At 63.9% G+C, this 22,803-nt stretch carries 21 protein-coding genes and 1 pseudogene; 4 read left to right on the forward strand and 18 right to left on the reverse strand.

Features of this window, described 5'->3' with window-relative positions:
* Nucleotides 1-101 precede the first annotated feature (101 nt).
* Both ABIB14_RS03555 and ABIB14_RS03560 read left to right on the forward strand, forming a co-directional pair.
* Nucleotides 102-965: a hypothetical protein gene (locus tag ABIB14_RS03555; protein ID WP_354234120.1), complete on the forward strand. Its 864-nt coding sequence runs from the start codon at nucleotides 102-104 to the stop codon at nucleotides 963-965.
* A gap of 22 nt (nucleotides 966-987) precedes the next feature.
* Nucleotides 988-2,079: a 4-hydroxy-3-methylbut-2-enyl diphosphate reductase gene (locus tag ABIB14_RS03560; protein WP_354234121.1), complete on the forward strand. Its 1,092-nt coding sequence runs from the start codon at nucleotides 988-990 to the stop codon at nucleotides 2,077-2,079.
* Here ABIB14_RS03560 and ABIB14_RS03565 read toward each other — a convergent pair.
* The gene (locus tag ABIB14_RS03565) at nucleotides 2,076-3,362 is read right to left on the reverse strand and encodes a DNA recombination protein RmuC (protein ID WP_354234122.1); all 1,287 of its coding nucleotides are present in this window, start codon (nucleotides 3,360-3,362) and stop codon (nucleotides 2,076-2,078) included. The two genes, ABIB14_RS03560 and ABIB14_RS03565, sit on opposite strands and share 4 nt — an antisense overlap.
* A gap of 127 nt (nucleotides 3,363-3,489) precedes the next feature.
* Between ABIB14_RS03565 and ychF the strand changes: the two genes are divergently transcribed.
* A complete protein-coding gene (gene ychF, locus ABIB14_RS03570; RefSeq protein ID WP_354234123.1) occupies nucleotides 3,490-4,575 on the forward strand; it encodes a redox-regulated ATPase YchF in 1,086 nt (361 codons plus the stop codon).
* Nucleotides 4,576-4,664: 89 nt separating this feature from the next.
* Here the strand turns inward: ychF and ABIB14_RS03575 are convergent, their stop codons facing one another.
* The 10 genes from ABIB14_RS03575 to ABIB14_RS03620 form a co-directional block, all read right to left on the reverse strand.
* Nucleotides 4,665-5,411, reverse strand: coding sequence for a class I SAM-dependent methyltransferase (locus tag ABIB14_RS03575; protein ID WP_354234124.1), 747 nt, complete (start codon nucleotides 5,409-5,411; stop codon nucleotides 4,665-4,667).
* 271 nt (nucleotides 5,412-5,682) lie between these two features.
* A complete protein-coding gene (locus tag ABIB14_RS03580) occupies nucleotides 5,683-6,312 on the reverse strand; it encodes a maleylpyruvate isomerase family mycothiol-dependent enzyme (protein ID WP_354234125.1) in 630 nt (209 codons plus the stop codon).
* Complete coding sequence (locus tag ABIB14_RS03585; RefSeq protein WP_354234126.1) at nucleotides 6,309-6,752, reverse strand: SRPBCC family protein; 444 nt, start codon at nucleotides 6,750-6,752, stop codon at nucleotides 6,309-6,311. The genes ABIB14_RS03580 and ABIB14_RS03585 overlap by 4 nt, the downstream gene beginning before the upstream one ends.
* The gene (locus ABIB14_RS03590) at nucleotides 6,745-7,101 is read right to left on the reverse strand and encodes an ArsR/SmtB family transcription factor (RefSeq protein WP_354234127.1); all 357 of its coding nucleotides are present in this window, start codon (nucleotides 7,099-7,101) and stop codon (nucleotides 6,745-6,747) included. Before ABIB14_RS03590 ends, ABIB14_RS03585 begins: the two co-directional genes overlap by 8 nt.
* Nucleotides 7,102-7,472: 371 nt before the next feature.
* Complete coding sequence (locus ABIB14_RS03595; protein WP_354234128.1) at nucleotides 7,473-7,658, reverse strand: SRPBCC family protein; 186 nt, start codon at nucleotides 7,656-7,658, stop codon at nucleotides 7,473-7,475.
* Between the two features lie 347 nt (nucleotides 7,659-8,005).
* Nucleotides 8,006-9,121, reverse strand: coding sequence for a S1C family serine protease (locus tag ABIB14_RS03600; RefSeq protein WP_354234129.1), 1,116 nt, complete (start codon nucleotides 9,119-9,121; stop codon nucleotides 8,006-8,008).
* A gap of 145 nt (nucleotides 9,122-9,266) precedes the next feature.
* The gene (locus ABIB14_RS03605; RefSeq protein WP_354234130.1) at nucleotides 9,267-10,388 is read right to left on the reverse strand and encodes an enolase C-terminal domain-like protein; all 1,122 of its coding nucleotides are present in this window, start codon (nucleotides 10,386-10,388) and stop codon (nucleotides 9,267-9,269) included.
* A gap of 83 nt (nucleotides 10,389-10,471) precedes the next feature.
* Entirely contained in the window at nucleotides 10,472-12,109 is a 1,638-nt protein-coding gene (locus ABIB14_RS03610; protein WP_354234131.1) for a GMC family oxidoreductase, read from the reverse strand.
* Nucleotides 12,109-12,762 (reverse strand): gluconate 2-dehydrogenase subunit 3 family protein, encoded by a 654-nt coding sequence (locus ABIB14_RS03615; protein ID WP_354234132.1) that lies wholly within the window; start codon nucleotides 12,760-12,762, stop codon nucleotides 12,109-12,111. Before ABIB14_RS03615 ends, ABIB14_RS03610 begins: the two co-directional genes overlap by 1 nt.
* The gene (locus ABIB14_RS03620; protein WP_354234134.1) at nucleotides 12,759-13,232 is read right to left on the reverse strand and encodes a hypothetical protein; all 474 of its coding nucleotides are present in this window, start codon (nucleotides 13,230-13,232) and stop codon (nucleotides 12,759-12,761) included. The genes ABIB14_RS03615 and ABIB14_RS03620 overlap by 4 nt, the downstream gene beginning before the upstream one ends.
* 78 nt (nucleotides 13,233-13,310) lie before the next feature.
* On the opposite strand from ABIB14_RS03620, the gene ABIB14_RS03625 reads away from it, so the two are divergent.
* Nucleotides 13,311-13,811 carry a MarR family winged helix-turn-helix transcriptional regulator gene (locus tag ABIB14_RS03625; RefSeq protein WP_354234135.1) on the forward strand — a complete coding sequence of 167 codons (501 nt, stop codon included), beginning with the start codon at nucleotides 13,311-13,313 and terminating at the stop codon, nucleotides 13,809-13,811.
* A gap of 392 nt (nucleotides 13,812-14,203) precedes the next feature.
* On the opposite strand, the gene ABIB14_RS03630 is transcribed toward ABIB14_RS03625, so the two are convergent.
* The 7 genes and pseudogenes from ABIB14_RS03630 to ABIB14_RS03660 form a co-directional block, all read right to left on the reverse strand.
* Nucleotides 14,204-15,229: an SDR family oxidoreductase gene (locus tag ABIB14_RS03630; protein ID WP_354234136.1), complete on the reverse strand. Its 1,026-nt coding sequence runs from the start codon at nucleotides 15,227-15,229 to the stop codon at nucleotides 14,204-14,206.
* 53 nt (nucleotides 15,230-15,282) lie between these two features.
* Nucleotides 15,283-15,747, reverse strand: a complete 465-nt coding sequence (locus tag ABIB14_RS03635; RefSeq protein ID WP_354234151.1) for a glycoside hydrolase family 15 protein — start codon at nucleotides 15,745-15,747, stop codon at nucleotides 15,283-15,285.
* Nucleotides 15,678-17,087, reverse strand: a pseudogene (locus ABIB14_RS03640) (glycoside hydrolase family 15 protein); the annotation flags it as partial. The pseudogene ABIB14_RS03640 and the gene ABIB14_RS03635, both read right to left, overlap by 70 nt.
* Before the next feature lie 769 nt (nucleotides 17,088-17,856).
* Nucleotides 17,857-19,692 carry a thiamine pyrophosphate-requiring protein gene (locus tag ABIB14_RS03645; RefSeq protein ID WP_354234137.1) on the reverse strand — a complete coding sequence of 612 codons (1,836 nt, stop codon included), beginning with the start codon at nucleotides 19,690-19,692 and terminating at the stop codon, nucleotides 17,857-17,859.
* Nucleotides 19,693-19,828: 136 nt separating this feature from the next.
* Nucleotides 19,829-20,089, reverse strand: coding sequence for a hypothetical protein (locus ABIB14_RS03650; RefSeq protein WP_354234138.1), 261 nt, complete (start codon nucleotides 20,087-20,089; stop codon nucleotides 19,829-19,831).
* Between the two features lie 369 nt (nucleotides 20,090-20,458).
* Entirely contained in the window at nucleotides 20,459-21,403 is a 945-nt protein-coding gene (locus tag ABIB14_RS03655) for an aldose 1-epimerase family protein (protein WP_354234139.1), read from the reverse strand.
* Nucleotides 21,400-22,470, reverse strand: coding sequence for a glucose 1-dehydrogenase (locus ABIB14_RS03660; protein ID WP_354234141.1), 1,071 nt, complete (start codon nucleotides 22,468-22,470; stop codon nucleotides 21,400-21,402). Before ABIB14_RS03660 ends, ABIB14_RS03655 begins: the two co-directional genes overlap by 4 nt.
* Between the last annotated feature and the right edge of the window lie 333 nt (nucleotides 22,471-22,803).

A 22,803-nucleotide genomic window follows, 5' to 3' on the forward strand; every position in this document is an offset into this window, starting at 1 on the left:
AGCTATATCGGCATGGTCGGACGTTTTGCTTGGCCCCGCTTTTCGGTTGGCCGCGGTGCCACCGTAGGATGGCACTAATCCCAACCTCCTAGGAGACTTTCGTGCGCACTTTCGTCGCGGCCGTTGCTGTGCTGATCGGCCTCGCCATGGCGGCCGTCGCCGTCCCGGCCATGTGGGTGGACCGCAACATTGTCCAGGAGGACGGGTTCGTCGGACTCACCGCGCCGCTCGGCAAGGACCCCGTCTTCCAGCAGCGGCTGGCTGCGGCCGCCGTGAACGGCATCGGCTTCGGCGGCCGGCAGCTTCCGGACGCCCTCGCCGCTGTGGTCAGGCCAATCCTGGACGACGCCGCGCAGTCCCTGACCGCCATGCCCGGCTACTCGGACGCCTGGGCGGAGACCCTGCGCCGGAGCCACCGGCTGAGCTTCGCGGACCCGGGTACCCTTCCGCCGGAGGTGGCCGGCACTACCTCCCTGACCCTGGATGTGGCGCCGTTGGTGGGGCTGGTGGTCGCGCGGGTCTCGGCGGTTTCGCCCGTGCCGCTGAAGGCGCCGGACCAGGTAAGGATCAGCATCGGGCAAGCCAACCAGCGCCAACTGATTGAACGTGTTTCGGCCTACGCGCCGATGGGATCAGCCGTGGCCGTGGGGTCGGCGATCGCCTTCATCCTGGCCTTCGTCGCGGCGCGGCGGAAGTGGACGGTCCTCGCCGGAATCGGGGTGGGCGCCCTCGTCCTGGCAGCGGTGTGGAAATTCGGCGCTGATGCGGTAAGCCGGTTGGTCCTGGGAACCGGAAACGCCAACGACGTCGCGGAGATCTTCAAACGCGAATTCGTTGCCGCCTCGACGGCAGGCTTCGGACAGTGGATTATGGCGGCGCTGGTGGCAGGAGCTGTCCTGCTGGGTGGGGGAATCATCCTCCGAGTCGCCGGCGCCCGACGGCCGGCGCCAAACGTCAGGCGATAACGAACACCGGTAGCATTGGGGCATGACCTCCACCGCTGTTTCCATTCCGATGCCCTCCGTTCCGCGACGTCGGCGAACGCCGGAAGAAGTGCTGGCGGCGGCGCCCGTGACCGGGCCGAAGAAGGTGCTGCTGGCCGCTCCTCGCGGCTACTGTGCCGGCGTCGACCGTGCCGTGATTGCCGTGGAAAAAGCGCTGGAGCACTACGGGCCTCCCGTCTACGTCCGCAAGCAGATCGTCCACAACGTCCATGTGGTGAGCTCCCTGGAGGAAAAGGGCGCGATCTTCGTTGACGAGACCGACGAGGTTCCCGAAGGCGCCCTCGTGATCTTCTCGGCCCACGGCGTCTCGCCGGCGGTCGTGCAATCCGCCGAGGACCGCGGCTTGCGGACCATCGACGCCACCTGCCCGCTGGTCACCAAAGTGCATCGCGAGGCGGTCCGCTTCGCGAAGGACGATTTCGACATCCTGCTGATCGGCCATGACGGTCACGAGGAAGTCGAAGGGACCGCCGGTGAGGCGCCCGAGCATATCCAGATCATTAACGGTCCGCACGAGGTGGACAAGGTGACTGTCCGCGACCCCGAGAAAGTTATCTGGCTCTCCCAGACCACCCTGAGCGTGGACGAAACCATGGAGACGGTGCGCCTCCTCAAGCAGCGTTTCCCCACCCTGCAGGACCCGCCCAGCGATGACATCTGCTACGCCACCACTAACCGCCAGGTGGCCATCAAGAAGATCTCGCCCCAGGCCGAGCTCGTGATTGTGGTGGGGTCGGCCAACTCCTCGAACTCGGTGCGCCTCGTCGAGGTGGCTCTGGAATACGGGGCCAAGGCATCCTACCGGGTGGACTTCGCCAACGAGGTGGATGAGGCATGGTTTGAAGGCGTCGCCACCGTCGGCGTGACATCGGGTGCCTCCGTGCCGGAGGTCCTGGTCAAGGACGTGCTCCGGCTCCTGGCCGACTACGGCTACGGCTCGGTCGAGGAAGTCGTCACGGCTGAAGAGGACCTCTTGTTCTCCCTGCCGAAGGAACTCCGGGCGACCCTGAAGCAGGCCGGGGACGTCACCCGGGCCTTGGGCGGCCGCGGCGCACGCCCCGCGAAACAGTCCTAGGCGGCTGTCTCCTCCCCGGATTCTTCCTCGCCGTCCCCGGCACTCACGGGTTCACGGCCAGCGTCAGCGTCGCGGGGACCGGCGCCTTGCTGGAGTTCCGGCGCGGCCAACGAACGCGGCGTTGCCTCGACCGTGACCGGGGTGGCGAGTCCGGAGGCGTCCAGGGCATTGAGTTTCCGGGCCGTGGGGAGCACCCGGGCTTCCAGTGTGCCGACCAGCGAGTTGTAGCGGTCCACCGAAGTCTTCAGCGATGAGCCCAGCTTGGAGACGTTCTCACCCAGGGTTCCCATCCGTTCGTAAAGCTGTTGTCCCAGTTCGAAGAGTTCCCGCGCGCTGTCCGTCAGCACGTCCTGCCGCCACGTGAACGCCACGGACTTGAGCACCGCCAGCAGTGTCCCGGGCGACGCGAGGACCACGTTCCTGGACAGCGCGTAGTCCAGCAGCGCAGGATCCGCCGTGAGGGCGGCGGCCAGGATCGACTCCGCGGGCAGGAAACAGACCACCAGTTCGGGGGCATTGCCGGGGATTTCCCAGTACTTCTTGTTGCTCAGCGCGTCGACGTGCCCCTTCAGGGCCTTCGCGTGGCTCGCCAGCAACGAGTGCTGGCTGAGCTGGGCGCTCTGGCCAGAGCCAAGGCCCCATGCGGAGGTGCCAAGTTCCTGCGCCTCGAGGTACGCCGTCAACGGCACCTTGGCGTCCACCACCAGCTGCTTTCCGCCCGGGAGCTGCACCACTAGGTCGGGCCGGACGGTGTTCTCGGAACCGGCACTGTGCAGCTGCTCGTAAAAATCCACGTGCCGGAGCATCCCGGCCGCCTCCACCACGCGGCGCAGCTGCACCTCGCCCCACTGCCCGCGCGCACTGTTGGAGCGCAGGGCCGACTCGAGCGCGTGCGTCGACCGCAGCAGTTGCTCGTCTGACAGCCTGGCCTCCTGCAACTGCTGGGCGAGCTGGCCGTACTGTTCCAGCCGGTCCCGTTCCAGCAGGGATACCTGCTGCTGGACCGCGGTGAGCTTCTCGGCCACCGGCGCCAGCGCACGCAACACGCTGCCGTCCTGGCTCCTCGCTTCACCCAGCTCGCGGTTCTGGGCCGAGAGCAGGCGGCGTTCGGCGTCGGCAGCGGCGAACTGGGCGCTGACCTCGGAGAGTCGGGCCGAGACGCCGTCGAAGTCTCCCTCGAGGGCGGCGCTGCGGCGCCGGGAGACGACGAAGGTGAAGGCGGCGCCGGCCACGGCACCGATCAGCAGCATCAGTAGGGCAAGAATGAGTGCGAAAGCGTCCATGACTTCACTCTGGCACGCAGCCCTGACACTTTTAGCTTCTGACGCACTGCGGCCGGACCGCCATCGACGGCATGGGGTGCCCCGGCGCCGCGTGCTACGGTCGCGTTTACCGGTAGAATCAATGATCGTGGCTCTTACTATCGGCATCGTCGGACTGCCCAACGTCGGCAAATCAACTCTCTTCAACGCACTGACCCGTAATCAGGTGCTCGCAGCGAACTACCCGTTCGCCACGATCGAGCCCAACGTCGGCGTCGTTAACCTGCCGGACCCGCGGCTGGCGAAGCTGGCCGCCGTCTTCGGCTCCCAGCGCCTACTGCCTGCCCCGGTGTCCTTCGTGGACATCGCAGGCATCGTGAAGGGCGCCTCCGAGGGCGAAGGCCTGGGCAACAAGTTCCTCGCCAACATCCGTGAGGCCGAGGCTATCGTCCAGGTTGTCCGTGTTTTCGATGACCCGGACGTCATTCACGTCGACGGCAAGGTGGATCCCCGGTCGGACATGGAGACCATCAACACCGAGCTGATCCTGGCCGACCTCCAGACCATCGAAAAAGCCATTCCACGCATCGAAAAAGAAGTGAAGATCAAGAAGCGGGATGCCGCGGAACTCGCAGCAATCCTGGCGGCCCAGACCGTGCTGGAACGCGGCGACACCATCTTCTCCTCGGTCAAGAGCGACAAACTGGAGATGGAGCACCTCAAGGAGCTCAGCCTCCTGACCGCCAAGCCCTTCATCTATGTGTTCAACGCCGATGATTGCATCCTGGGCAGCCCGGAGAAGCAAGTAGAACTCCGGGCCATGGTTGCCCCGGCGGACGCCATCTTCCTCGATGCCAAGCTTGAATCGGACCTTGTCGAGCTGGATGAGGAGGAAGCTCGGGAGATGCTGGAAATGAACGGCCAGGACGAATCAGGTCTGGACCAGCTGGCCCGCGTCGGCTTCCACACGCTAGGGCTGCAGACCTACCTGACGGCAGGACCCAAGGAAACCCGCGCCTGGACGATCCACCAGGGAGACACCGCCCCGCAGGCTGCCGGCGTGATCCACTCCGATTTCCAGCGGGGTTTCATTAAAGCTGAAGTGGTGTCCTTCGACGATCTGATGGAGGCCGGCACCATGGCCGAGGCCAAGGCCCGTGGCAAGGTCCGGATCGAAGGCAAGGAATACGTCATGGCCGACGGCGACGTGGTGGAATTTAGATTTAACGTCTAGCTCCTGACGCCCTTGGGTCTTTTGCGACTTGCCTAGTCCAAACGATGCCGCCAGCATTTTGCTGCCTAGGGAAGTGGCCGGGCGGAATCCTAAGGCGAGCCCGTCACCAGCCCTGAAATTTTGACGCGGTGTTTTTCTTGGAGGCCCTTATCATTCGCAGATTCAACTAGGGCATCGGGCGCCAATGTAAGTTGCGCGTCCCGTTTTTCGTTGTCCCCGCAAGCCGAACCCCGCCGAGCACCGTCGCGGCGGGCGAGAATTGCCCCGTGAGGTCGCTGCCCGGTGGTTGTCCTTGCGTGCGTCTCGACCACATCGAAGCCCGTGGCTACCAGCTCGTCGCAGAGATCACTTACCGGCCACCGGTATGCCGGGACGACCACATGATCGAACTTTTCGAGGACATGCCCATCGAAGAAGCCGATCAGCAGGCCGCCGCCAGGGCTGAGGACTCGATGGAACTCCAAGAGAGGAGTGCGGATCGTGTCTGGCTCATGGTGGATCAGTGAGTACCAAGCGAGCACTCCACCAACTGTCCCGGTGCTGACATCGAGGGCGTTGAGGCTTCCTGTCCGGAACGGAATGCCGGGATAGGCAGCGCGGGCGTGCACGATGAACTCGGGAACCAGATCCACTCCGAGTGCAGGAGTCCCAGCTTCATTGAGAAAGTTCGTCCATTGGCCCGGACCGCAGCCAGCGTCGAGTACCGCACCCTCGACGCCATCCGCCCAAGTCGCCACCAGTTGACGATCTGAAGGGTGTACATCCCCCATTGAAGCGAAGCGTTCGACGTATTCCGCCGCCCTGCTCGAATACGCATCGCTTACAACGTTGACCATCGTTCGAGTGTAGGCAAGCTACGGATAAATGCCCGGTATCCGATTGGTCAGCGGGCAGCTGTGGTTGACTCACCCATGATGCTCCTTTAGGCGTCAAATTGAGTATGCCCTAATCCTGAAGCTGTTCAGCAGGCGAGCTAAACGGTCGGCAATATGCGCGGGTGGCGGGGCATGGTCTTCGAGGGGGATGCCGTCCCAAAGGACACGGTTCCTCCTGCCGCCTCAACGTCCGTGTGTCGAGAGTGTCCGGCAACGACTTGCCGGGGCTGGATCAGGCAGTCGTGAACCGAGCGGTTGCGTGGCCTGTCAGGACCCCGGTCGGCAGCCTGCGGTTCATGAGGACCATTAGGAGGTGGTGGGCGGCGCCACGGAGCGGTTCGCCGTCTCCGAATGCCCAGTCGAGGTCGTTGGCTTCGAGCCGGATGCCGGTCAGGTCAAGCCGAAAATGTTTCTGGCTGAGGGGGCTGGTTGCGTGGTCGAGGACCGTGAGGAGGTTGACGTCGCTGACCGGGTGTTTGGTGTCGAGCGGGATTGTGATGTCCAGGCCGTGGACGATGTCGTGGGTGAGGGCGCCTTGGAGGCCGCCGCCGGGTGGTTTCCACCGGGTGTCCTCATTCGTACGCCAGCGGTAGAGCAGGGTGCTGATGGGTTCTTGGGCGTCGTGGCGGGCGACTCGATCTGCCATGTGGTCGAAGTTGCCGCGGGAGCGGAGCATCTCGGCTATGAACTGTGGGGTTGAGAGGCGCAGGGGCATGGTCAGGTGCGCGACTACTTCGCGCACCCGCCAGCCCGTGCATAGTGAGGGGGAGTTCCAGTCCTGGTGGGGGAGTTCTTCCAGGATGTGGGTGAAGGCCCTCCGTTCGGCGGCTATGCTGGCCATCAGGTCGTAGCCCGCGCTCATCGGTTGACTCCGGTCTGCTGGGCCAGGTAGGTGTCGAAGCGGTCCAGGGAGGTGAGGAATCCGGCCTGGGCGGCGGGGTCCATCATTGGTGCCGGGACGTTGGTTTGTTCTATTTCGACTTGGGTCCGGTCGGTTCCGAGTTCGGTGAAGGTGATGGTCACGGTCATCCCTGAGTGGTCTTCGATCCATGACAGCCGCTCTGGTGGGTTTACCTCAAGGTATTTTGCACTGGTCGGGTAGGTGCTGCCGTCGGCGTCGTTGACCATGACGGTCGTGAAGACCCCGCCGACGCGGGCGTCTACGGTGATGGAGTCCAAAGGTGTGGTGACCCCGATCGGACCCCAGAAGTGAGTCAGATGCTCGGGGTCGATCATGCAGTTGAAAACCAGCTGCCGTGGCGCATCGAAGGTGCGGGTGAAACAGAGGGTGTTCTCATTCATGGTGCTCTCCATTCAGGGGTCCTTGCAGGGTGCGGAGGTGTCGGTCGAGCTTGTCGAAGCGCTCCGACCAGAGGCGCCGGTTCTCGTCGATCCATTCGGCAGCGACCTCGAGGGCCTGCAACTCCAAGTGACAGGGGCGGAACTGCGCTTGCCGGCCCCGGCTGATCAGCCCCGAACGCTCAAGCACCTTCAGGTGCTTGGATATGCCTGGCAGGCTCAGCTTGAACGGTTCCGCCAGTTCATTGACTGTTGCGTCACCGGCGGCGAGCCGGACCACGATTGCCCGCCGCGTTGGGTCGGAGAGCGCCCTGAACATCCCGTCGAGCTGCTGATCTTCCGCCACAGTCATGAGGTCCTCCGGAATCTCTTCACTATTGCATTTTACTGATTAGTTAATTAACCGTCAAGTAAAATAATAGTTCTGGATTCCGCCGGGAACGGGCCCGCAAGTGGGCGTTTGCGGGCTGCCTTAAAAGTTTGACTCTCGGCAGGAAGTAGTCCCAGCCGCAGGCGTAGTCGCGGTAGTGCTCCTCGAGTACGGCCGGCTGCCACACCTTCTACCGGAAACACGTCTCGGTGAACCGCAGCAGCGTGCCCCGTCCGACGGGATCAGGTCGAAGGTCACCAGGAGCGAGTTGGAAAACGTCGCGGTCTCACCGTCGGCCTACACCCACCGGAAGGAGAACCGGCGAGAAGAGCTGGCTTCCACCACCGTGAGAGTTACGATCTCTGCCTGCGGCGCAGACCTATCGCCAAACGAGATGACCACGGTCGCCCCGGCACCGGTTCGCACTCCGCCTCATCCGGCCACCACTCGCGCAGGTGCTCAGGCGTGGAACTGACCTCGTAGACCACCTCGGGCGTGGCTTCGATGTGGACCACCCGCTCGATGCTGCCGCACTCCACCCTGCGCCCCTGACCACGATACTGCCCTAGGTTGAAGCAATGATGATCCTTAAGGGGGAGGCCCAGCGGCTTGCGGACATGCCTGCCAGGCTCGATGACGCTGGCATGCGGGCGCTAACGGGACCGGTCCGCTCGGCGGGGCGGCTTCCGTGACGGGCCATCAGGGAATGGCTGTTGCTGACGAGGACTGCAAAAGCGATGGTGATCCCTGCAGGTACAGCGATGGACGACATCCGGGGGTTGGCCTGCCGTCGACGGTCACTAAGGCATCTCCCGGAACCGCACCGGGTCCGCTCCTTCGTCTCCGGTTCCCGGACCGAGCGGTTGTGGTTGCGGGTTGGTCAGGGTTAATGTTGGGCAGCTAGATTCCCGAGGGTGACGTGCAGGGTTTGGGAGGTTTTGCCGCGCTGCACGTCGATGTCCACCTGCTGGCCGGGATCTTGTTTCCTGAGGGCCGCGAGCAGGTCGGTCACGTTAGCCACCGGTGTCCCGGCGAACTTGGTGATGATGTCGCCGGCCTGCATGCCCGCCTGCTCGGCCGGGCTGCCCTGGGAGACGTTGATTACCAGCGCTCCGGAGGAGGTGGGAACAGAGAAACGCTGGGCCAGTTGTGGGGTGATGTCGGTGGGGACCACGCCGAGGGCGGCATGCTTGACGGTGCCGCTCTTCAGCAGCTGGTCGGCGACCTCGGTGACGGTGGTCGATGGCGTCACGAAGCCTATTGCCACCGCTCCGGAACTCGGTGGCAGGTACGCCTCGGAGAGTCCGATGATCTGCCCGCTGGAGTCGGCCACGGCCCCGCCGGAGTTTCCGGGGGAGATGGGTGCATCGGTCTGGAGCAGGTCGATCGCGCCATGGGGGGATTCCTTGGAGGGCGGCATGTTCCGGTGCAGGCCAGAGACAATTCCGGAGGTGACGGTTTCCTCCAGTCCAAGTGGGCTGCCGATGACCACGGTCATCGAGCCCACCTCCGGGGTCGATTTGGCGAATTTCGCGGCGGGAAGGCCTGTGCGGTTAACTTTCAGGACGGCGACGTCGGTGACGTCGTCGACGCCGACGACGGTGGCCTGGGTCTGGGAGCCGTCCGCGAACTGGACTTGCACGTTGTTGAAGGGCTGTTTTTGTTGATCTTCGACGACGTGGGCGTCGGTGACGATTGCTCCGTCGCTGTGATAGACGACGCCGCTGCCCAGCCCCACGGCGGTCCGGATCGTGACGACGGACGGCTCGACGTCTTTGACCACCCCGGGAATAGCGGGCAGGCCGGCCCCGGCGGGCAGATCGGTCGGCGAAGAAGTACTTGGCGATGCCGCTGACGGACCCGTCCCGGTTGTGGCGTTACCCGTGGGGTTACCGGTGCAGCCGGTCAGTGTGAGCGCCGCCGCGGTCACTCCGGCCGCCACGTAGAGTCGGAGATACTTCGCTGGTACTTCGCGGAATACTTCTGGTCCGGTGTTACTCATGGTGAAAATCCTTTTTTTTGGTCCGCCCCTGAGGAGCGTCCCGGCAGTGGGCGATGGTGTGGTTCCCGCGTTCCGGAAGTGATGGAGACGGCGTATCGCGCCGGTGGTCAGAAGAGTCGCAGGTTTGTTCAGCGGCCTTGCTTTTCTAACCCACCCGGTACTTTTCGACGGCGGTTTGGCGGAACGCGAGTCCGTTGCCGGGGGACCGGGCATCCGGTGCGATGGCCCCGCCGGTGGGATCCAGAGACCCGTCGAAAAACGTCCGTTCAATTCGCACGTGGTCGTGGAACCACTCCAGATGTCGGAAATTTTCTGTAGCGGCGGCCACGGGAGCGCTCAAATGCGGTGCGCAGTGTCCGGACACCTGAAGTCCGTACGCTGCCGCCAGGGCGGCGATCCGCAGCCATTGGGTGATGCCGCCGCATCGTGACACGTCGAGCTGTACGCAGTCAACGGCCCCGGCCTGGCACAGGCGTTGGAAGTAGAACAGGTCGGTGCCGTATTCCCCGGCTGCAACGTCGGCGGGGATTGCTTCCTTGACTGTCCGCAGTCCGGTCAGGTGGTCGGAGGAAACAGGTTCTTCAAACCACGAGAGCCGGGATTCCTGAGCCGCTTTGAAAACTCTTACGGCTTGTTTTGCCGTGTAGGCGCCGTTAGCGTCGACGAACAGTTCGGCGTCGTCGCCGATGATGGTCCGTGCCTCAAGAATGCGCTGCAAATCGCGGGGAACGTTGGCTCCTCCGTCTTGCCCGATCTTGATTTTCACGCGTGGGATGTGCTGGCCGTGGACCCAGCTGGCGAGCTGGTCCTCTAGCTGGCGATGGGAGTAGGTGGTGAAACCCCCGCTTCCATATATATCTACCTTCTCGCGCACTGCGCCGAGGAGTCGGTACAGGGGTAGGTCAAGCAGGCGTGCCTTCAGGTCCCACAAGGCACAGTCCACCGCAGAGATGGCGTAGCCCGCCAGCCCGCTCCGGCCGGTATTGCGAACGGCCTGCAGCATCGAAAGCGCCGCGCCTGCGGTGTCCCACGCCGACCGCCCGGAAATGGCTGGTGTCAGCTGTTCTGTGATCAGCTGTGCGCAGGAGGGCGGTGCGTAGGTCCAGCCGAGCCCTTCGCAGCCGCCAGCGCGGGCCCGGACCAGCACCATGGTGGTGGAGTCCCAGGCGAACGTGCCGTCTGCTTCAGGGCTGTCGGTAGGGATCGTGTAGCTGCTTACGTCCAGGCCGCTGAGGGCCGGATCGGGTGTGGTTCGAGTGGCGGGCATGATCAGCCTTTCTTGTGCGCGAGGATTTGCTGCTATTTGGTCTTGCATCCCCTGGCGAAGCTTGATATCGGGCTGGGTTTGGTTCAGGCGGCATCGTTGGCACCACTTGCGATCAGCCGTTCTGCCGCGCGCGCCGCGACGGCCATGATGGTCAGGGCCGGGTTGGCGCTTCCCTGGGTGGGCAGCACGCTGCCGTCAGTGATGTAGAGGTTGGGGACGGCGAAGCTGCGGCAATCGGCGTCGACGACGCCGTGCTGTTCATCGGCGGCCATCCGGGCTCCCCCCACCAGGTGGGCAAAGCGCTTGATGGTGATAACCTCGTCGGCGCCTGCGCCTTTCAGGATCTTTTCCATGACTTTCTGCGCGGCTACCATGAGTTGGCGGTCGTTTTCGCACTGTGAGTAGCGGAAGTGCGCGACCGGCATCGAGTTCCGGTCCTTTTCCTGCGCCAAGGTGACGCGGTTGTCCGCCTGCGGCAGGAATTCGCACAGCGCCCCCAGGCAGGCCCAGTGCACGTAATCGCTCATGTACTCGCGCAGTTGCGCCCCCCAATGACCCTGCGCCGCGACGTGTTCGGCCCAGGTGATAGGTAGCGGTGACACTGTCTGTATCGAGAAGCCGCGCTTGTACGGTTTGGACGGGTCTGTTTCGTAGAAGTCTTCTGAGCTCACTTCCGGCGGCGGCGCCTTCCACATGCGCACTTCGGAGTCGAACCTGCCGGCCGTCTGCGGCGCTCCCTGCACCATCAGGTACCGCCCCACCTGGTCGAAGTCATTGCACAACCCTTCCGGGAAACGCTGAGACGTGGAGTTAAGCAGCAACCGCGGAGTCTCGATTGAATACCCGGCGACCGCGACAATCCGGGCGCGCTGGAAGCGGCTGCGGCCGTGGCGGACGTAGTGCACGCCGCTCGCCTTGCTAGTCCTGTCGTCTATTTCGATCCTGGTCACCATCGAGTCGGCCCTTACTTCTGCGCCGTGGTGGAGGGCGTCCGGAATGTGCGTGATCAGGGGCGAGGCTTTGGCGTTGACCTTGCATCCCTGCAGGCAGAAACCGCGGTAGATGCAGTGCGGCCGGTTGCCGAAGCGGCCGTTGGAGATCGCGACCGGTCCGACCTTGGCCGTAATTCCGCTGGCCAGCGCACCGCGCAGAAAGAGCTCACCGTTGCCGGACACCGGGTGCGGGCTGTGCGGATAGGAGTGCGGGTCACCCCACGGCCAGTGCTCGCCGGCCACGGGAAGTTCGCCCTCGATGTCCTCGTAGTAAGGCTTGAGGTTCTCGTATTCGAAGGGCCAGTCGGCGCCCACGCCGTCCGTGCGGTGGGTGTGGAAGTCACTTGGGTGGAACCTGGGCGTGTAACCGGCATAGTGCACCATTGAGCCGCCCACGCCCCGGCCCGAGTTGTTCGAGCCCAGCGGCACGGGGTCGTCTCCCGAAATCACGCGGGGTTCGGTCCAGTACAAGTGGTGCGAGCCCGCCTCGTCACTGACCCAGTCGCGTTCCGGGTCCCAAAACGGTCCCGCGTCCAAGGCCACGGCTTTCCAGCCGGCATGGGCGAGGCGCTGTAGCAGGGTCGAACCGCCGGCGCCGCAGCCCACGATCACTATGTCAACTTCCTCCTCGTCCCGGAACCGCGCCATGTCAGTGCGCATGGCATGGTTGGTTCCCGGCACAGGAGCCAGCAGCCATGCCGAGGCGTTCCGCTTTTTTACTGACGCCATCAGTGCCTGCCTCTCCCGGACTTGGCCTTGGGATTGGCGGGATCCTGTCCCGGGCGAACGTCGGCAACCTCGAAAGGCTCGCGGGCGTCGAGCCCAAGGTTCTTATATCCGCGCGGATAGGCCGGCCCGGCGAAACCTATCTCGTTCCAGGCCGAGGGGTGCGAGTAGTAAGCGGTGCACGCGTAACGTGTCCACAGGCTCCAGACCCGCGCCGCCTGCCGGCCCCGCCACTGGTCCGCGTTGTGGACGTCTGTAAGGAGTACCTTTTGTTCCTCCCAGGAAAGCCCGGCGAACCCGCTTCCGTGCCGTTCCCGGGCCTCGGAGTCAAGGTCCGCAAGTGTGCCGCGCCAGGCCTCCGCATCCGGTTCCATATCCTCGTAATGCCAGCCGTCGGTTTGATCCTCAGCGAGGCGCGCATCGACCATATTCACCACCGGAATTCGTGGCTCCTGACGCTGGTCCAGCAATTGATCGAACAGCCCCCTCGCCGTGGCCTCCTCCGCCACGGTAAAGAACCGCAGGTCTGCCGGCCGCCCGAGACGGGCCAGCACGACCCCTTGAGTTATAGGGTCCCAGTGCGCGGACTGCCCCTGCACATCAAAGCCAGGAAAACGGCCGCCGCCCTCCGACGGGTCAAGTGGCGCCGCCGTCATTTTTCTCTCCTCAGCGCTGCGGCGAGCAGACCCATGCCGCCGACCAGTGTTACCAATAGCGGCGCCAGTAACGGCGGCCCCATCTCCATGTTGTACACCAGGTTCGAAAACCCGCCGGGCTTCTGCGCAATGCCCCGGGCGTGCAGATAAGTACCCTGCAGACCGTTGGCAACGATCGCCGCCGAGGCAAGTGGAAGTGCGGTTTTGGCCATCCGCTTACTGAAGACTCCGGCGATGCCGGCAGCCGCTCCGACCGGACCGAGGGCAACAGGAATCCACATCAGTTTGTTGCCGAAGCTTGCCTTGTCGTGTTCGAAATATATTTCTGCCGCGGTGACCAGAGCACCGACTGCCGTCAGCCCAGAAAGGGACCGTTCGAACCTTCCGGTCTCTACGTTCCGGATCATCCGGTCTATCCCGTGGACGGATGCCTCTGGTACAAGTGGTGACTTCATGCCGCTCCCTTTCATCAAACTGGCTCTTCTATTTCGCAAAGATTGCCGTTGCGCAACGGAAGGATGGATACTCGTGGTGTGAAAGATTCTGAATTGGCTAAACAGCCCGCTGGAACGCCCGCGGTACCCTTGGACGTCGCCCAGGTGGACGCTGTCGTCCGGGCGGCGAACATTTTTCTTCGGGTGGCGGCCCAATCGGTAGCAGAAGTGGAAGACATAGTTACAACGCCGCAGTTGCGGGTGTTGGTGCTGATCGCCACCCGGGGACCCCAAAACCTTGGCGCCGTGGCTGTTGAACTGGGCGTACACCCCTCCAACGCCACGCGCACCTGTGACCGCCTCGTCCACGCCGGGTTGATCGAGCGGGGAGAAGACAGCCAGGACCGCCGACTGTCAAGGCTCGTCCTCAGTGCCGAGGGCAGACAACTGGTGGAACAAGTGATGTCCCACCGCCGGGGTGCGGTGGCGGCCGTGATGGAGCACCTCACCGCAGAAATGCGGACCTCGCTCGTCGCCGCGATGGACGCCTTCGCCCAAGCCTCCGGGGAAACGGAAACTGAGGACGGGCGCTTCGCCCTTACCCTCCACCGCTGATTCAGCACCGTGTCACCTCGGTCACCTCCGCTTCCGGAGGCATGCGGGCAGAAGCGGCCTGCTAGGGCGGGCACGGGCAAATTCCATGCCTGCGAATAGTCCGGCAATCATGGCGTCCAAGGCTGCCACCCTGCGGCGTCGGCGGTCCGCGACCGCCAACGCGACCATGCTGGCCGAGTGCAATGAATCCACCATGCCGCCGCCGAGGTGCAGAGCGCGTGAGGTCGGGGCAGCGCCGATGATCGCCGCCTGTAAGAGGTGCCTGGCGCCTAGAATGCGGATTACGACGCGGACGTGCGGTTCCGGTTGGTGTCCGACCGCCAGACGGAATAGCAGGGTCGGATAGGCCAGTTGGCACAGGCCGTAGGATGCGCGCGCGGCTTCGAGCACTTTCATCGCCGCCTTGTCTTTCCCAGCAGTGAAACGCCCAACGCGAGCAGGCCCATCGCGGCAGCTCCTGCAGCCGCGAAGACCGTGCCATGGTGGTGGGACGCCCAGAGTTGGGGGCTTCGCCCCGCGGAACGCGCATCGAATGCTCCGTGAGTGCCGAAATCCCGGTCCTCGTCGGCCGGTTCCCAGAGGTTGACGGGCTGGCGAGGGTCGCGCGGCTGCGGTCTTTGCTGGGATGCAACCCCCGTCCGGGCGAGATATCGGTCCAGCAACCCGGGGGCCACGGCGTTGGCCACCAAGGTGGCCGCGGTGCTTGCTCCCACCCAGTACTCCCGGCGCTGCGGATGGGCGGCGGCAAAGAGCACGCCCCGTGCCGCGATCTCTGGCTGGTAAATCGGCGGAACCGGCTGGGCCTTGTTCGGCAGACGCGACAGCACCCAGTCGAACTGTGGTGTGTTGACGGCAGGCATTTGCACCATTGTTGTTCTGATCGGGCTTCGATCGTGCAGCAATTCGCAGCGGAGTGATTCATTGAAGCCCTGGATTGCATGCTTGGCACCGCAATATGCGGACTGGAGCGGGATGCCCCGATAGGCCAGGGCCGATCCGACCTGGACGATGGCGCCACGGTTGTGTTTCTTCATCCGCTCCAGCGCGATCATCGTTCCGTAGACGTATCCCAAATAGCTGACTTCGGTGACGCGTTCGTACTCTTCCGGTGCAATCTCGGTGAAGGGCGCGAAGACGGAGGTGAAGGCGACGTTGACCCAGACGTCAATGGGTCCGAGCTCCTGCTCGACGCGGGCGGCGGCCGCAGCGAGGGCGTCGTGGTCAGCGGTGTCCACCTCGATCGTCAGTGCCGTGCCCCCGGAAGCTTCAACTTCCTTCGCGGCGCCTGCCAGTCCTGCTTCGCCGCGGGCCAGCAGGGCGACCGCGGCGCCATGCCGGCCGAAGGCAATGGCGGTCGCCCGGCCGATACCGCCGCTGGCTCCCGTAACGACGATTGTTTTGCCTTTGAAGGTCTTCATGCGTTCGCCTCGTCCTGGTCCGGACAGTTGGCCCGGGAGATGACTGAAATTGCTTACTGCTGGGAATTCAGCCCGTGCCATGGCGGAGAAGGATCTTCTGCCAGCCGCCGGGATGTCTCCAGCATGGCTGCGTGCACAAAGGCCTGGGGGAAATTTCCCCGAAGCTGGCGTTGCTCAATGTCGTACTCCTCAGTGAAGAGTCCCGGGGAGCCGCAGGCCGCGCGGTTTCTTTCGAACCAGCGTGCCGCTTCGGTGGTCTCACCGCTTTGGTGCAGAGCCATGGCCATATCGAAGCCGCACAGCAGGAAAGCACCTTCGGACTTCTCCAAGGGCCGTCCGTCCTGACGGAAGCGGTACAGGTACCCGTCCCGGGCCAGGTCGTCGCGGACCGCCTTGAGTGTGGCGACCGACCGGGGATCGTCGGGCGGAAGGGCCCCCGGATTACCGGGAGCAGCAGGGATGCGTCGACGCGCTCGTCGTCGGGTGCCCGTTGCCAGCGCCCGCTGGGGTGCAGGCAGTCGTTGGCCACGTCAGAGATCAGAGCGTCGCACTGCGAGGTCCACATGGCGCCCTGGGCTGGAGGGGCGCTGCGGCCGATCGCCCGCAAACCGGCGGCGCAGATGAGGCGAGAGTGTGCCCACCTCCTGTTTTCGAGTTCCCACATGCCCGCGTCCGGTTCCTGCCAGTGCGCCATGATGGCCTCCGCGCAGATCTCCGCGGCCTTCCATTGCTCAAGATTCAGCCGGTCATTCTCCGCAGCGGCAGCGAACAGCAGCAACGATTCCCCGAACGCGTCGAGCTGGAACTGGTCATTGACCCAGTTCCCGGCTCTGGCCGTCCCACCGGGGTAACCGGGCAACCCCACCTCCCACTCATCCGGGACCCGGCCACCTTCAGTGGTGTAGGCAGGCCTCATCTTTGGCCCGTCCGAAAGCAGCCTCGCCGCAACGAAACCTACCGCGTCGTCCAGCAGCGGAAACATCCTGCACGCGGCCACCGACTGGCCGACGAAGCACTGATCCCGGATCCACGCGTAGCGGTAGTCATAATTCCTTTTCTGCGCTGCCCGTTCGGGCAAGCCCATCGTCGACGCGGCGACCATCGCTCCCCCAACCCCGGTCATACCACGAAGGACAGCGTAGGACTGCCGGCAGTCGTCGGGAGATATCGTATTGTCAAAGCGAGGGACCGCCGAGTGCCACGCATTTTCTGTTGCGCTCCATGCCGGCGCCGCGAGGACCGGTTCATCAGGCAGCTCGTGGTTCGCGATTTCCAGGACCAGATCGTGGTGTTCGCCTTGCGCTAGTCGGAGAACCATCTCAAGTCCGGTCTCTCCGGCCTTCGCCTCCGCTGCACCTTCCAGACGAACTCTGAGGTCCCCAGACCTCGCGGTCCAGGTGCCGTCATCACAGGACAGCCTGCCCATTTTGTGCTTGCCGAAGTTCGCCCGGGCGTCCAACGTCACCCGCACGGACGCCGGGCCGTGGACAGCACGGATCCGGCGCAGCAACACAGCTCGGGCAGGATCCCCGGGATAAGCTAGAGCTTCCCGGCACTCAACGATCCCGGTCCCGGTTACCCACCGACTCACCCAAATCAGGGTGCCGTCCTCATACCGGCCGCCCCACACGGTGTGCGGATCGGAGGGAGTCACGGCAAAAGTGCCGGGACCGCCCAGCAACCCGGAGAACACCGCGTCATCGTGCCATTGCGGTGCGCACATCCACGCCACGTCTCCGCGTGGACCAATCAGCGCAGCGCGGACACCATCGGCAACCATCGCGTACTCGCGTAAAACGTGAGGGGGAAAATCAGTTGGCGAATTACTACGCATACTAATCAGCATACGTGCAACCATTGCGCATACGCAATGAAATTCCCGAAGACTGCTGAGGATTTGAGGCGAGGCCCGCGCTGAAGCCGGGGCCGGGCCTCGCGGACGACGAAGAGCTGGGCCTGGTCGCGTCCACAAACTGGGCCGTTCTCTATTCCGCCCGCTACCTCACGCCGACCACGCGAGAAATCCTTTCCATTGCTTGACCGCGCAGGGGTAGCTTGTTTTCGCGAGTAAATCCCTTGGGCCGACCGGTCGTCCACAACCAGCCGCGAAAGGAAATATCCGGAATGGAAGAGCGCCCGTGACTCGCGGGCCGTTGTTCTGGACACCCGGCGCCGGTAGCGTCCGAGCCGCTTTCGCCTAGGACATTGACGCTGAGGCCCCTGGGCCGGCCGCGGCTGAGCAATCCGGGCCGCGCCCTCTCAGTAAGCACGCCCATGCTGATCGGCTTCAGGTTCCTGCCGGGCGTTTCGGTGGGAACGGCCTCCTTTGTGGCGGCAAGACATAGCCCAAGTACGTCCGCCCCGCGTCGCTGAGCCTGGTACTGCTGGCCCGTTACATCACCTGCGGCCGCGCGGAACCTCCAACACGGCATCACAAAGATCGCTGATTGCGGTGCGATGTTAGCGCTCTACCGACACCTGTGAAGCCGCCCTTCAGGCTCCGCTGGCGGCACCTGTACCGACGCGGAGGAGCGCCCTTGTCCTAAATCGCGAGTGACGGTACCGCCGGGTCCGGCTCTTTAGTTGAGCCGGTGTAAACGCGCGATTTGGGTTTCTTCTTCTGCCGGTTAGTGTTCTTTTCCGTCGTGGTCTTGGCCGATGTGAAGTTTTCCTTTGAAGCGTTCAAGCCCTTCGGTGACGAGGGACTTGGCGGAGTCGCGCACGACGTCGACCGCGTCGGGGTCCTTCTGGAGAAGGGCTTCCGCTGTGTGCTTAGCGAACTCGAGGGTGATGTGCGGGGGAAGGGGCGGGACGTTTTTGCTGGTGTACGCGTCGATAACGGTGACACCTCGGTGCGCGAATGCTGTGTCCCAGGCGCCAGCGCCCTCACTGTCGGTTTTGACCCGGATCCCGGTAAAGCCGAGCAATTCCGCCCAGCCGGCGTAGTCCACTGATTGGACGTCCTGCGAGGTGGACCACACGGGGTTAGCATCCTCGGTGCGCATCTCCCAGGACACCTGTGTGAGGTCGTTGTTGTGCAGGACCATGATGATCAGTTGCGGATTCTCCCATTCCTGCAGGTATTTTTTGATTGTGATCAGTTCGTTCATCCCGAGCATCTGGAACGCGCCGTCGCCTATGGTGCAGATGACAGAGCGGTCCGGATAAGCGAATTTTGCCGCGGTGGCGTATGGCATTGCGGCGAGCATGCTGGCAAGCCGTCCGGAAAGATCCCCAAGCATGCCGCGGTGGAGCCTGATGTGGTGGCCGTACCAGTCTGCGGTGGATCCTGCATCGGCGGTGACAATCGCGCGCGGGGGGAGTCGTTTGTTAAGTTCGTGGTAGACCCGTCGGGGGTTGACGCCGTCTTTGTAAGTCAGCATCGCTTGGGCTTCCATCTCGTTTTCCCACTCCAGCATTTCCTCCGCGACGGTGTTCTGCCAGGAGAGCTCGGTTTTGGCCTCCAAATGCGGGATGAGCGCGGTGAGGGTCGCCTTCACGTCACCCCAGAGATTGAGTTCGGTGGGGTAGCGCAATCCCATTTGCTCGGGTTTTAGGTCGACCTGGATCGCTCGTGCCTGTCCGCTTTTCGGTAGGAACTGGCTGTAGGGGTAGTTGGTTCCAAGGAGTACCAGTGTGTCGCACCCGCTCATTTGGTGGGCGCTGGGAAGCGTACCGAGGAGACCGAGCTGCTGCGAGTGATGGGGCACATCGGAGGGGATTACCTGTTTCGCGCGTAACGCCGTGATCAGGCCGGCACCGCAGAGTTCGGCAGCCTTGAGGACCTCATCCGTGGCCCCGTTCGCGCCATGGCCCACGATAAACGTGACTTTGCTCCCCGCGTTGATGATGCCGGCCGCCTTCACGATCTCACTCTGCGGCGGAACTATTGAGATGGACGGGGCGACGGCGCTGGAGCGTGAGACCCAGTTCTGCGGTTTGAGTTCGGGCATTTCGATTCCCTGCACGTCGTGGGGAATGATGATCACGGCCGGTCCGAGCCGGACCTTGGCGGTACGAAAGGCGGTGTCGACGACGGCCTGGGCCTGTTCAGGTGAGACGATTGTCTGGACGTAGACGGCGACATCCGCTAGCGTGCGTTCGAGGTTGTTCTCCTGCTGGGTGAAGGTGCCCAACGAGTTCAGGCCTTGCTGGCCCACGATCGCGACGACGGGCTGATTGTCCATCTGGGCGTCATAGAGCCCATTGAGCATGTGGAAGGCGCCCGGACTGGAGGTGGCTACGCATACGCCGACTTCACCGGTGAACTTGGCGTGCGCGGTCGCCATTAGCGAGCAAATCTCCTCATGTGTCGGGCGCACATACTTCAGGCCTGCACCATCGCGTTGCGCCTTCTCCAAAGCACCGTCGAACTCGCCTATCCCGTCGCCGGGAAAGGCGAAGACGCGGCTGACTCCCCAGTCCCTGACGCGCTGGACCACAAAATCGCTAACAGTTGCCATCGCCTTCCTCCTACTTTCAATGTCGGGAAAACTTTCAGTGTCGGGAAAATTCGTGGACAGGCGGGGAAGACCATCATGGTCGGCGCCGAGCAGTCTGAGACCTGACTCGGGAGGGCCGGTCAACGGTGATAGTTGCTCAGCTGCCGGCCCGGACGGCGGCAGCGGCGAGGATAAAGCCGGTAAGGGCAGAGGCGGCGGATAAGATCCAAAGCACCCCGATGAGGCTGCTGTTCTGCCGTACGATCCGGGGGCCTCCCGTAGCAGCAACCCCGGTTCGGATAAGCGCGGCGGCCGCGCTAGCGACGGCAATTATCCAGCACAGCCACTGGATGATGCCTGTTGAACCTTGTTCCATGATCTTCCTATTTCCAAAAGGCGTGTTCGGCGCTGTGCTCATACTGCAGTTCCTTGCCTTTACGCTACCATTGCGCAAGCGCAAGGGAAATAGCTCCGCGCGGCACTTTTGCCGCGACACCCCGGGGCGCCAGTCGCACGCGCTGGCCCGGCACCGGCGAGAAGCCCGGCTCGCCCCATCGCTGTGGGTCTACGGCCCCTCTTCGCCTGCCGCTCTCCGGAGGATTGCGTGGATGCTTCTTCCGCCAGGGACCCGGCGGCCACGATGAGGAACTTGTTTGCCGCTGTGGCAATAAGCTCCGGTGTCGGAGACGGCGTTCCAGAGGATCGCTTGGCGGCTGCTGAATCTGGGTATTCAATCGTGCCACGACCATCGCGGAGGAATCTGCGCTTGCGGATCCGGCGACAAGAGTCACAGCTCGGGATGCGGGCTGATGCCCCATTCCGCGGCATGCGATTGCCCTGGTTCGAGGATGATTAGGCCTTCGCCGGAGTTGAAGGCATCCGGCGCGCAGGTCATGGGCTCGACGCCGAGCCCGGTTCGGCGGCGGTCCGGCTGGGGGAGGGTGTCGCCGGTAAAGATCTCGAGGTAGGAGTAGGTTTCATCGACCCAGAGTTCCACGCCGGCGGAGCGGTCCGCCCGGGTGAGCTTGACCCTGGCCCGGCCGTCGGCTCCGCGGGCCAGGTCGGTGTAGGCGACGTCGATGTGCCGCTCCCCGAGGGGTTGAAGTTCCCGCAAGTCGTACTCACTGCCATCCACCCTTTTGTGGCCTGTCGGGATCCCGGCCTGGTCCACCGGAAGGTAGCTCCGTCCAGGCACCTGGACCACCCCGGCGTCAATGGCCGCGTCGCCGAGGCTCAGGTAGGGATGTGCGCCGGTCCCGTAGGGGCAGGGTGTGGGGCTACGGTTGACGGCGGTGGTCCGTACGCTTAGCCCGTCTTCGCCGAGGTGGTAGTCCAGACGGCAGTCCAAGACCCAGGGCCACCCCTGGCACGCATGCAGGGTGTAGGCGAAGGACGCCGTGTCGTCCGAGTGGAGCAGGATCTCCCAGTTCCGCCAGCGGGTCAACCCATGGATGGCACCGGATTTGTCGGGTTCGCTCAGATCGAGCTGCAGCCGGTGGCCGTCCCACTCGTAGTGGCCCGCCCTGATCCGGTTGGGCCATGGGATGAGGGATTGTCCCCTCGCGCCGGTGCACATTTCCTCCGGACCGTAGCCGTCCAGCAAGGGCCGTCCGTCGATGCGGTAGTTCCTCAAGGCCGCGCCTACCTCAGTCAGCACGGCGGTTTGCCGTCCGGAGCGTATTGCGTACTGGCGGCCGGACGGAGGCCGGGGCCCTGCGTCGGTTTTGGTCATGACTTTTGTTTCCGGTCTGCATCGGCCTTCATGTCCAAGACGACCTTAACGTCTTCGGGCTGCCGCTCAAAGGCTTCAGCGAAGGATGCGAGGGGAACGCGACGGGTGATGAGGCGGCGAAGCCAGTCCCCGTCGGCATCGGCCAGGGCTTGAGCTGCGGCATCATAGTGGCGGCGGTTGGCGTTGACGCTGCCGAACACCACGCCGTTGCTGAGGACTGCTTCGCGGTTGAGCGCCCCGATGTCTACGCCAGTCTGCTTGCCGGTGCTGGAAACACCGGTCAGGCAGGTAATCGCGTCCTGCGCCCGGCAACTGAGCGCGTCGAGGATCACCGGGGTGACTCCCGTGCATTCGACCAGGACGTCAGGGTTGATTCCGGAATCGGGGAGGGACTCATGGTGGTAGATGGCGCCGAGTTCCCTGACGAGTCCTGGTTTGGGTCCGTCCTTGACGATGTCGAAGACGTGCACTTCCAACCCTCGTTGGACTCCAAGCAGGGCAGCAAGCAGGCCCACGGGGCCCGCTCCGGTGACGACTGCCACGTGGGGGTCGAAAAATGCGCGCTGGCCGATTCGTCCGATTTGTTCCCAGGCCTTGGCAACGATGGTTGTTGGTTCCAGCAGTACGCCCACGTCCGTGAGCCCGGAGTCGAGTTGCAGCATGGCCTGCGGTTGCCCCCGCCACCGCTCGCGGGCAAATCCGTCGAGGCCCTTGATTCCATGCTCGATGTACCCGCCGTTCAGGCACATGTCCCATTCGCCGGCGGCGCAAGCCTTGCACGGCTCCGGGTCTGGTCGGCGTACCATGCCCACCACCAGATCGCCCTCCGCCAGACCGGAATCTGCGGGGGCTTCCTGCACCCGGCCCAGATTTTCATGCCCGAGCACCAGAAAGTCCTGCCCGCTCGGGCCCAGCCCGTACTCGGCTGCGACGATTTCACTGTCGGTTCCGCACAGGCCGACAGCCAGGGATTCCACCAGGACGCTGCCCTCGTCCGCCTCCGGCTCTGGAATGTCGCGGAGGCAAAGTGAGTTCTTTTCGCCGGGTGTAACTGTCAATGCCCGCATGTTCTCTCCCTAAAGCTAAAGGCTGTCACTCGCCAGTCTGCCGTTTTCTTTGCGCAGGCGCAACGGTCTTGTGCGGGAACGCGTTCTGGTTTCGGATCTGCCTTACTGTCTCGTCGTTGGCACCGCCGCACCCGACTAGCGCATTCCGCACGACGTCGGAGCGGTCTTCTCAGCGCTGCAGGATCCCTTTGCGGCGATCTGTCCGTGACGACACCGCGCGACCATCGGCGTTCGAACCGGTTACGTCCATTAGCGTGGTGTAACCGGCCCTGATGGGCGTGTTTGCCAGATGCGAAGGCGGTCACCGCGTGATCCTTGGAAATGACAGTCCAA

The sequence above is a fragment of the Arthrobacter sp. UYEF3 genome (assembly GCF_040546245.1).
Taxonomy (GTDB): Bacteria; Actinomycetota; Actinomycetes; order Actinomycetales; family Micrococcaceae; genus Arthrobacter.